Consider the following 14,682-nt stretch of genomic DNA (forward strand, 5'->3'; position numbering starts at 1 on the left):
TACTATATTTTTAGGAATATAGTAGTATAATTATATTATTAGAAGTTTAAACTTTTATAAAAATATAGTTATAAGAGGGAGATAAAATGAAAAGAAGTAAAGTAGTGGATTTAGAAAAAATGTCATCATCAAAATTTTTGAATATGTATAAAATACAATATAAAAATAAATTAGGTAAATTAAAAAATTGGATTGTGGCATCTAGAAAAAGTGAAGAAACATTAAGGGATAGATATTTAAATGGAACAGAAGATAAAATAGATGGAGTAGTTATAGCAGCTTTTCATAAGAAAGAAAAAAAATTAGTTATAATAAAACAATATAGGGTGCCAATAAATGATTATGTATATGAATTAGTAGCGGGACTTGTTGATAATAATGAAGATATAAAAAGTACTGTTGAAAGAGAATTAAAAGAAGAAACTGGATTAAGACTTTTAGAGATAACAGAAAAAGGAAATAACAAGCTTTATATATCCCCTGGAATGACTGATGAAGCATTAGGGTTTATTTATTGTATTTGTGAAGGTGAATTTTCAAAATATTATTTAGAAGAAGATGAAGATATAGAAACAATACTTGTATCTCAAGAAGAAGCAAAAGAGATTATGAAAAGCAAAAATAATATAGATGTAAAGTGCTTTTTGATTTTACAGAGTTTTGCAGAATTAGGAGAAAAGATGTTTCTATAACAATAGTAAAGTAATAGAGGTTACATAGTATTTATTATAAAGGAAAAATTAAAATAATATTACTCACCCTAGTATAGTGCTGATATATTCAATAGGTAAAATGATATTTTATTAAGTTGATTTTTTTTATATCAAAATATATTAAAATAGGATCATAAAAAATGCAGAAGTCAAAAACTTCTGCATTTTGTTTATATATTAATGAATAAAACCTTGAATTAAGAAGTAAATAAAGAAGATAGCAGATGTAATACACATAGTTACTGATAAATCTTTCTTTTTATTACTAAATAATTTACATATAGGATATAAAATAAATCCAAAGGCTATTCCATCTACGATACTATAAGTTAATGGAATTAATATTATTATTATAAATGCCGGTATTAATTCTGTTAAATCATCAAAGTTTAATTGTTTCAAGTTTTGGAACATTAAACTTCCTATTATAATAAGAATTGGAGATAATGCTGCATTTGGAATTACTGATATAAATGGTATAAAAAACAATGAAAGCAAAAATAATAATCCAGTTATTATTGATGTTAAACCAGTTCTTCCACCAGCTGCTATTCCTGCTGCACCTTCAACAGTAGATACAGGAGGACTACTTCCAAGAAAACCATATCCAATAACAGAAAATGCTACTGAAGATAAAGCTTTTTGAGATTTTTCTGGAGTTTTTAATAGCCCATTTAATTGTCCATGTAATAGTCCTATATTTTCAAAGATTAAAACTAATGTTAATGAAAATGTAGAAATCCAAAAGTTTGGATTAAGTATGGCACTAAAATCAGCATTAAAAAATATGTCTTTATAAGCTCCAAAATCAGGAAGTGAAAATGTAATATTACTTATATTTACAATTCCCATAAATATAGAAATAACTGTACCTATGATAATTGAAATTAAGAATGCACCAGGTACATTTTTAATAAATAATATTAATGTAATAAGCATAATAATTATAAATGCTATAACTTCAGGACTAGTTATATCTCCAAGCTTTAATAAACTAGAAGAATCAGAAACTATAAGACCTGATTTTGATAATCCAATAAGTGTAATAAAAAGTCCAATACCAACAGTAATGGCTTCTTTTAAATTATTTGGAATGGCTTCTGTTATATTTTTAGCAAGTGGAGTAAGTGCAACTATTGTTAATAAAATTCCTGATACTATTACTGCTGCTAGTCCTTGATAAAATGTAAGTCCTAATGTTTTTACAACAGTGTAAGTAAATAGTGCATTGATTCCCATACCGGGCATAACGATTAGAGGAGCATTACTAACAAAACCTACTATAAGACATCCTATTAATGAAGATAAAACCGTTGCGATAATTAAAGGTTCAATAGGTATGCCTGAATCACTTAATATGCTAGCGTTTACTATAATAATATAAACAGCAGCAAAAAATGATGTAAGTGCGGCTATAGTTTCTCTCCTTATTGTAGAATTGTGTTCGTTTAATTTAAAAAATTTATTCATCCTTTCGACCAACTTTCAAAATCTCCCTCACCCACCCGCACAAAAAGTGCAAGTCTATTATATCATCCATAAGAAAAATTTCAATACAATTTGTATATTAAAAATATTTTTGGGCAAAATAGAAAATTAATTTAACATACAAATTATAATTTGCTTTGATAATTTATTGTTAAAGTATTATAAAAAACGATGAATTATTAAAGTATTAATAAAATAATTAGAAGAATGTAGATAATGTTAGAAAAACATAAAATTAAGTATATTAAAGAGAAATAAAAATAATTCGATAATAAGAAATGGTACAAAATACTTTTTTTATAATAAAAAACAAATAAAGTAATTATTAAAACTTTTTTATATAACTTTAATAAAGTGTCCTTGACATAGGATCCATTTTAGTTATAAGTATAGGTTTTTTATAAGTTCAGATAATTAATAATAATATTTATATAAACTAGGAGGAACAAAAATGCAGGAGTATATGTATAGAAAACACTTAAGATATCCTATTAAATATTTAGTATCAATAGTAGGATTTATTTTATCAATAATAATAGAAACATTTATTATATCATATTTAAGATCAATGCAGGAGGATTTTATATCTTATTTTGGAATTGCTTTAATTATGATTTTAGGATTTTTAATTTTAGTTATATTTGAATTTTTATTTCTTTATTTTATTATGTTTAGAAAATTTAAAAATGTTAGTGTACAATTAACTGATTTAGGAATAGTATATAAAAATATTAAGGGAACGACTTTTATTCAATATGAAGAAATAAAATCTATACAATTTCCATACATAAAATATTTTGGTGGATGGACAAAAATTAAAAGTAATAAAAAGAATATTAGATTAACTGTTGTTTTAGAGAATATAGAACAATTTATGCATGATTTAAAAGATATATTAGATAAAAAGAATCTAAGTTATGTATATGATGATAAAAAATTATATAATTTTAGAAAAACTGCTACATATAGTGATCAAAGTTGGGAAAGAGTATATGAGAAAATAAAGACTATATCAATTGGATACTTAATATGTATGATAATTGCAATAGTATATTTAGGATTTGTTAATTACAATGTATCTCAAATAATATTTCAACTATTAATTACATTATATCCACTTTTAGTATTTATAATAAGTGAAATAATTTTTGGTATTAAACTTTCTAAAGAGATAAAATTAAATAAAAAAATAATAACAAAAAGAAATAAAAAGTTTGAAAATAATGTATATAAATATACATTTATAGTTTGCGGAGTTTTAAATGTGTTAATTCTTATAATATGGATGATATAAGTAGTTTAAAATAATAATTATGGATAATCTTAATGTAAAAGACAATATAATTTTACAATTAATGCAATTAAAAGGAATTAATTAAAGCTAGTATTTAGCTTTACAAATTAGTTATAGGCAAAAATCTAAAAAACTGCAAGATAAGTAATAAAATACAAAGGATAACTTCTTTTTTTGGAGTAAAAATATTAAAGAAAGGAAGTGGATGTTATGTCTAAAAGCAAAAAAGATAAATTAACACAAAAAACAGGTAATATGTCTCAATCTAAAGTAAAATCATATCAGGAAAATAGAGAGTATCTTGATAGAGCTAGGGCTGAAGTAAATAATACTAATAATAAGTTTGCTTAGTATTAAATATTAAATCTTATTTATTAAAAATAAAGTAATTTATTTACTTTTAAAGAAAAATAATATATAATTTATATAAATTGTATAGGTGATGGGGTTCACCGTAATTCAACGTCTAATTATAGAAAATATATAATATATAATAATTTAAAGTTTAGAGGTTGTATCCTAAACATTTTAATTATTAATTAAAGTTTTATGATTAATAATTTTATGAATAGTATATTTAGGATAAAGTGCATCAAGCTAATGACTCCTGCTTTTTAAAGCAGGAGTTTTTTTATTTTTATGGAGGTGGTCAATTTGCAAAAAATTATTTATGTTGGTATTGGAGGGTTCATAGGAGCAACAATTAGATATTTAATTACTTTGCATTCAGCAAAATTAGTTAATTCAAATATTTCATTAGGTACATTAATTGTTAATGTACTTGGTGGATTTTTAATAGGTATGATAATGGAAATTAGTATGTCTACAAATTTAATATCTTCTAATTTAAAGCTTTTTTTAACCACAGGTCTTATGGGAGGACTAACAACATTTTCTACATTTAGTTATGAAACAATTAGTTTAATGAATACAGGAAGATATTTATTAGGGACTATGAATATTTGTCTTAATTTATTTTTGAGTTTAGGTGGAATTATTATATCAACTTTTTTATGTAAAACTATTTTTTAGATTCATATAAGTACATTTATAATATAATCCAGTATGCAAATTTTAAGATATGGTATTATAGATTAATTAATAAAAATGGAAAAAACTGAAACAATTATTAACACTGAATTGTTTCAGTTTTTATTTATTATTCATTAACTACATGATTTTTTTTGTTCTTTTGTATTATTTTTTAAATATGTATTAGAGTTATTACTTTTATAATGAGCAAGTGTAGACTCTTTTGGAACTTTAATTAAGGTACTTTTACTTATACCTATTTTTTGAGAAATATATATCCCTGAATGACCAGAAAATATGTAGCTTATAGCACAAGTCATAAACATGAATTCAATTCCTTGAGAACCAAAAAGTTCTAGTCCCAATATGAAAGATGTTATAGGTGCATTTGTAGCTCCAGCAAAGACTCCTATAAGGCCTAATGCAGCTAAAAATGATGGAGAAATATTAAGTATACTAGATAAAGTATTTCCAAAGGTTGAACCTATTACAAATAAAGGTGTAACCTCACCACCTTGAAAGCCAGTACCTAAAGTAAATGAAGTAAATATTATCTTGTTAAAAAATGTTATAGGATTAACACTTTCAGTAAAAGAATTACTAATTAAAGGTAAACTAAGTCCTAGATAATCTCTTGTTCCTATTAAATATGTTAATATAATTACAATAAATCCGCCAATCATACTTCTAATTGCAGTGTTTTTAAATTTATCAGAAAATATATCTTTTAATTTATGTGTTAACTCACTAAATAATTTACTAACTAATCCAAATAAAATTGCAGCAATAATGATTTTTAATACCACTACATATGTAATATTAGGAACTTCTAATATACTATAATGTGAGTGATGAACATTAAATGATATAGTTACAAGGTTTCCAACAAAAGCTGATGTAAAGCAAGGAATTAAAGCTTGATAGCTCATAGTTCCAAGTGCAGCAACTTCTAAGCCAAATATAGTACCAGCAAGTGGAGTACCAAAAACAGAACTAAATCCACTACTAATTCCGCACATTAAAATAATTTTAGTATCGATTTTGTCTAATTTTAATAAACGTCCAATAGCCTCAGATATACTTGAACCAATTTGCACTCCAGTACCTTCTCTACCAGCAGATCCACCAAATAAGTGAGTTACAAAAGTACCTAAAAAGACCAAAGAAGCCATACGAAGAGGTATATCTCCATTGTTAGTATTAATTTTTTCTATAATTAAATTATTTCCTTTTGAAGATGATTTTCCATATTTAGAATATAGAAAACTAACTAAAGCACCTCCAAAAGGTAAGAGAAATAATAGCCAAGGCTTGTTATTTCTTAAGGCTGTAGCAATTTCTAAACTATTTAAAAATAAAGCTCCAACTAAGCCTGTTAAAGAACCTACAATTGTACCTATAAAAACCCATTTTAAAAATGAAATGCTTAGAGGTGCACTTAGATTTTTAGTCTTAAAAAATACAATTGATTTTTCTTTTTTTAAGTTATTCTTACACATTTATTTTCTTTTCTCCTTTTTATGTTTTTTAGGCATATGAAAATAAATAATAATTCGAAGATGCCAAGGATATTTTGTGAAATACAATAACTTATGTTCTACTAATAGTGGTACTATTAGTAGGTTCTAATGAAGAAGTAGTTCACAAAATAAACTATTATACTGATTAGTTATTTATTTCAGTGTGCCTTAATAAAAAAACTCCTACAAAAAACAGTATACCCGTTTTTGTAGGAGTCATTAGCATTAAGCAGTTAAAGGCGAACTCCATCACCTAATATATAAATATAATAATATGATTTTGTTACTTTAACAATGTTAACTAAGGTGTAATAATTAAAATTAGATTTTATTTATTAATAAATAAAACGTTATCAGATATGATTTTATGATAATACTTTTTTATTTGTATTAAAATTTCATTGAAGTTTTTTAGTAATTGATTATTAAGCAGTGAACATTGTTAATTGGAACATATATAGTTATATTATTCCATTAGCATATTTAATTGGAATATATTGGAATGATTATTTTATAATAAATTTATTACTATTGGATAATATAATAGGGTAATAAATTTTTAAGGAGTGAAGTAATTATGGCAGGAAAAGCACAAAATTATGTAAATCAAGGAATGAGTACTGTGCAAACAGCAGTAAATGCGTTACAACAAGCAGCAAATTCAGCAGAAAAACCACAAAACAAACAAGTGATTCAAAATGCAATTAATAATCTTAATAATGCTTGTAGTTCTTTATCACAATATCAAGACTAATAACTAAAATCTAGTAAAAAGCCATAAAATCAGCTTGAAATTAAGCAGATTTTATGGCTTTTTTATTATAAATAAAAGACTAATTAAATAAAAGATTAAAAAATATTAGTTAAAAATTGATAGTGTAAATAGGTAAGTTTAGAATTGAGAATCAATAGTTTAGAGTTAATGAAAAAACTCTTAGTAAACTTTTAATCTTTATTTATCCACTCTCAATTAAAGAAGCGTGGTGTAGCTACTTTTTATAGTATGGATTTATTTAATAATTGCGCAAAATAGCAAGTATTTAATAGATCATAATAAGTATTCATAAATCCCCCAGAATATTAAGAGAATACCTGATAATATATAGAAATTTTTAATTGTCCAATTAGAAAAAGAAAATTTTGTTATATATTTTCCAAGTAATATCATTAAAATACTTATAGTAAAATTAAAAAATAAACTAATAGGCATATTTGTATTAAGAAGACCTGCAATTAAGCCTAACAAAATATTAGTTTTTGAAAGAAAGATAGCCAGTGATAGATTATCTTTTAAGTTTACATGGTTAGAATAATGAAATTCAGAAAAATCTCCTTCTTTTAATAATGAATTGAATCTTGAATTATTTTCTACGTAGTAAGAAGTATCCTCATTACGACTTTTTCGTAGTAATCTTACATGTTCAACAAAAAAGTAAATTCCTATAAATATTAAAAGTGTACATCCAAAAGGAATTATGATTTCTTTTAATAAGAGTTTACTGATAAATTCCCCCATAGAAATAGAAATAAAAGTAGTAAATGTTGCGATAATTGAAATAAGTAAAATTTGAACTTTTTGCATAGGTACTTTCTTTAAACCATAAAAATTTGAAATTCTGAAAGTATCTAAATGTGATGATAGTGATAATAATAATGGAGAAAAAATATTCATAGATTACCTCAAAAATATTGATTTAATATTAATATATTCTAAAGTTATAAAATTGACAAAAAGTAACATAAAAATAAGATTTATATATAATTAAAACAGTAAACTTTGAAAAATACGTTTAATATCTTCTTAAAATAAAACGAAAAAATAAATTAAATAATCAATAAAAACCATAAATATTCTAAAAGTAATGTATATATTTTGTAAGATGTCAATATAAGCATAAACAAAGAGGGATTATTATAAAAATAAAGTTAGATTTTATAATATTGTAATAAAAATTTAAATGCTATTTTTATAAAAAGTAGTTATACATTGATTAGCAGAAAAATATAAAGGTGGATTGTATAAGCTTAATACATCACAACATACAGAGCAATATTTTAATTTAGGAATAGGAGATATAAAAGTTCTATCTGAACTTATGAATATACCATAAATGTCAATATTCGAGATTAAAATATAGAAAAAATTAAATTTATATTAATTTTTGCATTTTTTGTAATTTAGGACCTTTTTTATAACTAATTTGTTGTATTATTAAATGGTACGATTTATTAAGATTATAAAGGGGGAATCATAAAATTGAAGAAGAATTTAATTGTAATAGGAACAGTAGCACTAATGACAATATGTAATGGAAGTGTACAAGCATTTGCATATGATAATAATGCAAATACTAAAATAGAAATATCTCAAGAAGAAAAATTTGAACCAGAGAGAAATTGGCTTAACATGGAAGTGGCAGATGAGCTTAATAAGAACTTTAATGAACTTACAAAAGAAGATTTTTTAAAAATTAAGAAGTTAGATTTGCATTACAAAATGTTAGAAGGGGAGTTGCCTGAAACAATAGGGTTAATGAAAAATTTAGAGTATTTAAATTTAAACTATTGTAAATTAACTAAAATCCCTGATAACATAACAGAATTAAATAAATTAACATATATAGATTTAGGAGATAATAAATTTAGAGAATTACCAGAAAAATTTGAAGAAAAAATAATTAAGGGTGAATACCAATATGTTGATGTTGAAAGTGATGAATTAAGATTAAAAGAAGGATGGCATTTTTTAAAGGGAAAATGGACATACTTAGATAGATATGGTGATAGAGTAAAAGAAACTACCAAAATAGATGGTAAAACATATAACTTTAATGAAGATGGTACTGTAAAAATTGGATGGCAAAAAGAAGAAGATAAGTGGTTTTATTATGATACTTCAGGACAATTGATAAAGAATACATGGAAAGTGATAAATAATAAAAAGTATTACTTTAATGAAAAAGGTGAAGTGCAAACAGGATTTTTAGACCTAGATTCAAAGAGATATTATTTAAATCCTAATGGAGATATGGCTACTGGATTAGTTAAAATAGATAAAAAGAGTTATTATTTTGATAGCAATGGAGTAATGTTAAAAGGTTGGTTAAATGAAGGGGATAAGAGATATTATTTTGATGAAAATGGTGTTATGGTAGCTGGAAGAGATATGACTATAGATGGCAAAAATTATAAATTTTATTCTAATGGAGTATTAGTTAAAAATCAATGGCTTAATGATAATACGTATATTCAACCTAATGGTGAAATTGTAAATGTGTCTAATAATTATGCCCATTCTAATGTACAACTTAATGCATTTAAATATATGACAAATCCAAGTAATCAATTAAGTGTTTATGATAAGGCTGTAGAACTTCATGGAGGAGATACAAGTAATAACTGTGTATACTTTTTATCAGAAGTTTTAAGAAGAAATGGAGTTTGGTTACCAGAACAAACTTGTAATACTTATGAATTGGAAGGATTATTAAAGGAAAAGGGATTTGTAGCATCTAATGATTTTACACAATTAAAACCAGGTGATATTTTATATACTAATGGTCATAGTCATGTTTATGTATTTATGGGATGGAGAGATAACCAATATGCTTATATAGTAGATAATCAAAGAGAGAAATTTGATAATGAAATATATCATATAAGAAATGTATATTATGATGATTCAATACATTCTACTGATAGAGCAATATATTTCTATTACTATCCATATTAGGACTTATAAACAAGTTTAATGGAATTATATAATTTAGAAAATTTCATTTATAATTGATACTAGAAAACAAAGAATTGAGGGGTTATAATGAATAATTGAGAGTTAAGGAAAAAAATGAATTAATGATATTTTAAATATATATTTTAGAAAGTCTTTAAGACTTACAATAAAAATTTTGAATTTTTATCTTACTACTTTTAATTAAATAAGGAGAGTGTTTATGAATATTAATAAAGAATATATTTTGAAAACAGCTAAGGAAATATTAGAATTTAATAGCCCAACTGGATTTTGTTTTAATATAATGAGAAAAATTGAAGAAATAGCAAAAGGATTTGGCTATGAATTTGAGACTACAAGAAAAGGTTGTGGAATAATAACGATAAAAGGTGAATCTAATGATGAAGTAATAGGATTATCTGCACATGTAGATACTTTAGGAGCAATGGTTAGATCAATAACAAGGGAAGGAAAATTAAAGTTTACTTTACTTGGTGGTCCAATAGTTCCAACATTAGATGGTGAATACTGCATTATAAGGACTAGAGAAGGAAAACTTTACAGTGGTACTTTTTTAAGCACTAGTCCTGCAGCACATGTTTTTGAAGATAGTTCAACCAAAACACGTGAACCTAAAAATATGGAAATAAGAATTGATGAAGTAGTAAAATCTAAAGAAGATGTTGAAAATTTAGGAATTTGTACAGGTGATTTTGTATTTATAGATCCTAAAACAACAATAACAGAAAGTGGATTTATAAAGTCAAGATTTATAGATGATAAAGGTAGTGTATCTTGTTTAATGGGACTTTTAGAGTTATTTAAAAGAGAAAAAATAACTCCTAAATTTACAACTAAGATATTTATTTCAGTTTATGAAGAAGTAGGACATGGTTCATCATATATTCCAGAAGATATAACAGAGATGATAGCAGTAGATATGGGATGTATAGGTGATGATTTAAATTGTACAGAACATGATGTTTCAATATGTGCAAAAGACTCTGGTGGTCCTTATGATTATAATATGGTAACCACATTAGTTAATTTAGCAAAAGATAATAATATAAATTATGCAGTAGATATTTATCCAATGTATGGATCAGATGTAGGAGCTGCACTTAGAGGCGGGAATAATATTCGTGGAGCCCTTATAGGACCAGGTGTTCATGCATCACATGGAATGGAAAGAACTCATTATAATGCCTTTGAAAATACAATTAAATTATTGTATTTATACTTAACTAAGTAAAAATTCCGTTGCTTGATTTTATATTTAAAATACATTCGTCAAAAATTTCGTCAAAAATAAATTCTTTGTTATTAAATTAGTAGCTTTTTTAATCATATGGTCATTTGCATGACTATAAGTTTTTAATGTTTTCTAAACATCAAGACATAAAAATTGAGTAGATGTTTTAAAGTTTAAAGTGAAATTTATATAAAGAATATTTTAAAAATATTAGTTAATTGTTAGCTGATTTCTGTATTATACAGGAATCAGCTTTTTATATTATTTTATATTAGCTTTTTAAATCATCACAAGTAAGGTGAAATATTGACTAAGTTTGTAATTTTAAAATAGTATTTTTTTATTTTAATACAACTTTATTTATTATAATATGGATATATTTTAAAATATGTCAATAAATTAAAATGAAAATAACCAAAAGTAAACAATTACACATCTATAAATATTATAATGAAAATATTTATAGTTTAAGTAAATTTTAGAAGGAATTTTACACTACCTTATATAATAGATTTATATGAGAGGAGGGGTAAAATGAAGGTCATTAACAAGAAAAGCAAATGTAATGCATGTCATAATATTGTAAAGTGGAATTGTATAATATATGATGAAAAATCACTAGAACATATTAAAAGAGAAGGGATGGAAGCAGAAGAGGTAATAGCAATTAGTGAAACTGTAGGTAATGAGGGGATAATAACAGAGTATGAAGCAATTGTGAAGTGTCCATTCTGTAATACAAAAAATAAATTTTTAATATAGAATAGTTAGGCCCATAGAATGGGCCTTTTATAGTTCAAACTATTAAAGAATAGAATGAAAACAGTATTTCATATTATTAAAATTTAGTTTAAGTTCATTATTATAAAGACTATTTTTATCTATAATAATTTTAGAAGTTATTGAATTATCTAAAAAATTTAATGGAATATAAGGTGGGGTTATTTTTAGATGCTTTATTTTTCTGTAGAGTTGTAATTTTTCTTTTTTTTCGTTTATCACTGAATCATAAAAATATAAATTAATAAAAGCTCCTTTTTTTAATATCATATCTATAAATCTATTTGAGGTTACAGCCATTATATTATTAAAAGAAATATTTGATGATATTCCAAAAGGAATAGAGTTATATTTAAGTAAATCCAGATTAGACATAACTTTATTAAAAGTTCCTTCTCCACGACTGTAATCTGTAAGATCTTTAAATCCATTAAGAGAAATTATAGGCACAACATTAAATAAAGTACTAAGTTTATTACATATTATAGGGGTAAATAATTCTCCGTTCGTAAATGGAATAAATAATATATTAGAATATTTTTTATAAATATTAAATAATGGATCTATAGAAAAAGGCTCTTTTCCAATTATAAATACATAAGATATTTTATTTTCTTTTACATTCTTTAAAATTTTATCAAGTTCACTATATAAAATTTTATCATTTATATCTTTAGAGGATAAATCTATAACAAAAAAAGGAAAATAAGTATTATCATTACTATTTAATACATAATTGAGGAAGTTTATTGCAAATTTTTTTAAAAAGTTAGGATTTATGTTTATTAATAAGTTTTCAATAAAATTTTTTATTAAAGGATTATTATTATAATAATCATATAAATCTCTTATTTTACTTTTATTTTTAGTATCTTTTGTAAGTTTAATTGATAAGTTAAATAATTTATCAATGTTTTTGGAAGGATCTTTCTCTAAGAGTGAACATATTTTTGAAATTATAACATTTTTAGTAGAATTTTTTACATATTCACTAAAATTCATATTTACAACATTCCTTAAATTTTATATTAATACACTTATAGATATATTTATTAAAATGATAAATATACTAAATTTAAAAAATATTTTGACATGTTACAATATTTATATATAATAATTTAAGTACAATAAGATTCATTATGAAGCCTGAGGTTAGATTTAATTCTAATCTAGAGACTTTATAGATATATAAGTTTTTTTATTCTTAAAGAAATTATTTTCTAAATAATATTTGGATAATTCAGGTTATATTTTGTTTAAAGGATAAGAAATAAACCTAAAGAATAAAAAAAGAAAATATATTCGCCTGCTAGATTTTTCTCACATATGTTGGAAAAGACAAATACTAAAAAAATCCACGAGTCTACAGTGGCCTTGGAGATTTTTTTAATGTAATTATAATAATTTGAATTTATAATTAAATTTTATAAAGGGGGAGTGTTTATGGAACAAAGAATTGATTTAACAGAAGGAAAAATTGTATCAAAACTTATTAAATTAGCGTTACCAATAATGGGAACATCTTTTATACAAATGGCATATAATATGACGGATATGATATGGATAGGAAAGGTAGGAAGTGAAGCTGTAGCTGCAGTTGGAACAGCTGGTTTTTATCCGTGGCTTGCAATGGCTTTTATTATGATATCTAAAACAGGTGCAGAGATAAAAGTTGCACAAAAAATAGGTGAACATAATTTAAGAAAAGTTAAGACTTACATAATAAGTGCTATTCAAATAAATCTAGTTCTTTCTATTTTATATACATTGATATTACTAATATTTAGGAATGAACTTATAGGATTTTTTAACCTAGGTGATAGTGACGTAATTTCAATGTCTAAAACATATTTAGTAATAGTAGCATTAGCAATGATATTTTACTTTATAAATCCAGTATTTACGGCAATATTTAATGGTGCTGGAAGTAGTAAAACTCCATTTGTAATAAATACTATAGGACTTGCATTTAATATGGTTTTCGATCCAGTTTTAATACTAGGAATTGGACCTTTTCCAAAGATGGGGGTAGCAGGAGCCGCTATTGCAACTGTAATTGCACAAATAATAGTAAGTTTAAGTTTTATATTTGTTATGTTTAAAAGTAAAGAAGAATATTTAAAAGTAAATGTATTTAAAACACCTAGAATGGATTATATAAAGGTACTTTGTAATATAGGTTTACCAGGAGGAATACAAAATGGATTATTTACTATATTTTCTATGTGTATAGGAAGAATAATCGCAGTATTTGGACCTATACCAATAGCTGTTCAAAAAGTAGGTTCGCAGATTGAAGCTATATCATGGATGACAGCAGGAGGATTTTCAACTGCACTTGGAACTTTTGTTGGGCAAAATTTCGGAAGTAAAAAGTATAAACGAATAAATAAAGGTGTAGAGGTTACTATGTTAATGGCAATAACAATAGGTATACTTGCATCACTATTATTAATATTAGGTGGTGAGCATGTATTTTCATTTTTCTTAAATGATCCAGAAGCTGTTAAGGAAGGAACTGTATACTTGAGAATACTTGGGTATTCACAATTGTTTATGTGCATAGAGATTACAATAACAGGAGGATTTAATGGACTTGGACGTACATATATACCATCAATTATAGGAATATTGTTAACAGGAGCCAGAGTTCCAGCATCATATCTTTTATGTAAACCAAATATACTTGGATTAGATGGAATATGGTGGAGTATAAGTGTAAGTAGTATTTTAAAAGGAACTATTTTATTATCTATATACTTATATTTATTAAAGAAAAGAAAGTTATATAAAGAAGAATTTTAAAAAAAGTTGTATCTTACTCTTACGTGAGATACAACTTTTTTAAAATTTAGGAATTTATATTACTA

The 14,682-nt window shown here is 24.4% G+C and carries 13 protein-coding genes and 1 riboswitch; of the genes, 9 read left to right on the forward strand and 4 right to left on the reverse strand.

Annotated features, from left to right (window positions below):
• Positions 1-86 precede the first annotated feature (86 nt).
• Positions 87-692: an NUDIX hydrolase gene (locus tag BGI42_RS06050; RefSeq protein WP_069679467.1), complete on the forward strand. Its 606-nt coding sequence runs from the start codon at positions 87-89 to the stop codon at positions 690-692.
• Between the two features lie 198 nt (positions 693-890).
• On the opposite strand, the gene BGI42_RS06055 is transcribed toward BGI42_RS06050, so the two are convergent.
• Entirely contained in the window at positions 891-2,183 is a 1,293-nt protein-coding gene (locus BGI42_RS06055; protein WP_069679468.1) for an NCS2 family permease, read from the reverse strand.
• A 469-nt stretch (positions 2,184-2,652) separates the two neighbouring features.
• Between BGI42_RS06055 and BGI42_RS06060 the strand changes: the two genes are divergently transcribed.
• From BGI42_RS06060 to crcB, 3 genes are all read left to right on the forward strand, one after another.
• The gene (locus BGI42_RS06060; RefSeq protein ID WP_069679469.1) at positions 2,653-3,495 is read left to right on the forward strand and encodes a YdbT family protein; all 843 of its coding nucleotides are present in this window, start codon (positions 2,653-2,655) and stop codon (positions 3,493-3,495) included.
• Between the two features lie 210 nt (positions 3,496-3,705).
• Complete coding sequence (locus BGI42_RS16180; RefSeq protein WP_192875389.1) at positions 3,706-3,846, forward strand: hypothetical protein; 141 nt, start codon at positions 3,706-3,708, stop codon at positions 3,844-3,846.
• Between the two features lie 303 nt (positions 3,847-4,149).
• Entirely contained in the window at positions 4,150-4,527 is a 378-nt protein-coding gene (gene crcB / locus BGI42_RS06065; RefSeq protein WP_069679470.1) for a fluoride efflux transporter CrcB, read from the forward strand.
• 134 nt (positions 4,528-4,661) lie between these two features.
• Here the strand turns inward: crcB and BGI42_RS06070 are convergent, their stop codons facing one another.
• Positions 4,662-6,026, reverse strand: coding sequence for a voltage-gated chloride channel family protein (locus BGI42_RS06070; RefSeq protein ID WP_069679471.1), 1,365 nt, complete (start codon positions 6,024-6,026; stop codon positions 4,662-4,664).
• A gap of 224 nt (positions 6,027-6,250) precedes the next feature.
• Positions 6,251-6,310, reverse strand: a riboswitch (Fluoride riboswitch).
• Positions 6,311-6,624: 314 nt separating this feature from the next.
• Here BGI42_RS06070 and BGI42_RS16185 point away from each other — a divergent pair.
• A complete protein-coding gene (locus BGI42_RS16185; protein ID WP_192875390.1) occupies positions 6,625-6,801 on the forward strand; it encodes a hypothetical protein in 177 nt (58 codons plus the stop codon).
• 294 nt (positions 6,802-7,095) lie between these two features.
• Here the strand turns inward: BGI42_RS16185 and BGI42_RS06075 are convergent, their stop codons facing one another.
• Complete coding sequence (locus tag BGI42_RS06075; RefSeq protein ID WP_069679472.1) at positions 7,096-7,719, reverse strand: MntP/YtaF family protein; 624 nt, start codon at positions 7,717-7,719, stop codon at positions 7,096-7,098.
• A 585-nt stretch (positions 7,720-8,304) separates the two neighbouring features.
• Between BGI42_RS06075 and BGI42_RS06080 the strand changes: the two genes are divergently transcribed.
• From BGI42_RS06080 to BGI42_RS06090, 3 genes are all read left to right on the forward strand, one after another.
• Positions 8,305-9,780 carry a cell wall-binding protein gene (locus BGI42_RS06080; RefSeq protein ID WP_069679473.1) on the forward strand — a complete coding sequence of 492 codons (1,476 nt, stop codon included), beginning with the start codon at positions 8,305-8,307 and terminating at the stop codon, positions 9,778-9,780.
• A gap of 220 nt (positions 9,781-10,000) precedes the next feature.
• Positions 10,001-11,032 (forward strand): M42 family metallopeptidase, encoded by a 1,032-nt coding sequence (locus BGI42_RS06085; RefSeq protein ID WP_069679474.1) that lies wholly within the window; start codon positions 10,001-10,003, stop codon positions 11,030-11,032.
• A 534-nt stretch (positions 11,033-11,566) separates the two neighbouring features.
• The gene (locus BGI42_RS06090) at positions 11,567-11,794 is read left to right on the forward strand and encodes a carbon monoxide dehydrogenase (protein WP_069679475.1); all 228 of its coding nucleotides are present in this window, start codon (positions 11,567-11,569) and stop codon (positions 11,792-11,794) included.
• 42 nt (positions 11,795-11,836) lie between these two features.
• Here BGI42_RS06090 and BGI42_RS06095 read toward each other — a convergent pair whose 3' ends face one another.
• Positions 11,837-12,814: a radical SAM protein gene (locus BGI42_RS06095; protein WP_069679476.1), complete on the reverse strand. Its 978-nt coding sequence runs from the start codon at positions 12,812-12,814 to the stop codon at positions 11,837-11,839.
• Positions 12,815-13,255: 441 nt separating this feature from the next.
• On the opposite strand from BGI42_RS06095, the gene BGI42_RS06100 reads away from it, so the two are divergent.
• A complete protein-coding gene (locus BGI42_RS06100) occupies positions 13,256-14,617 on the forward strand; it encodes an MATE family efflux transporter (RefSeq protein WP_069679477.1) in 1,362 nt (453 codons plus the stop codon).
• Positions 14,618-14,682 lie beyond the last annotated feature (65 nt).

Source organism: Clostridium taeniosporum, assembly GCF_001735765.2.
Classification (GTDB): domain Bacteria; phylum Bacillota; class Clostridia; order Clostridiales; family Clostridiaceae; genus Clostridium; species Clostridium taeniosporum.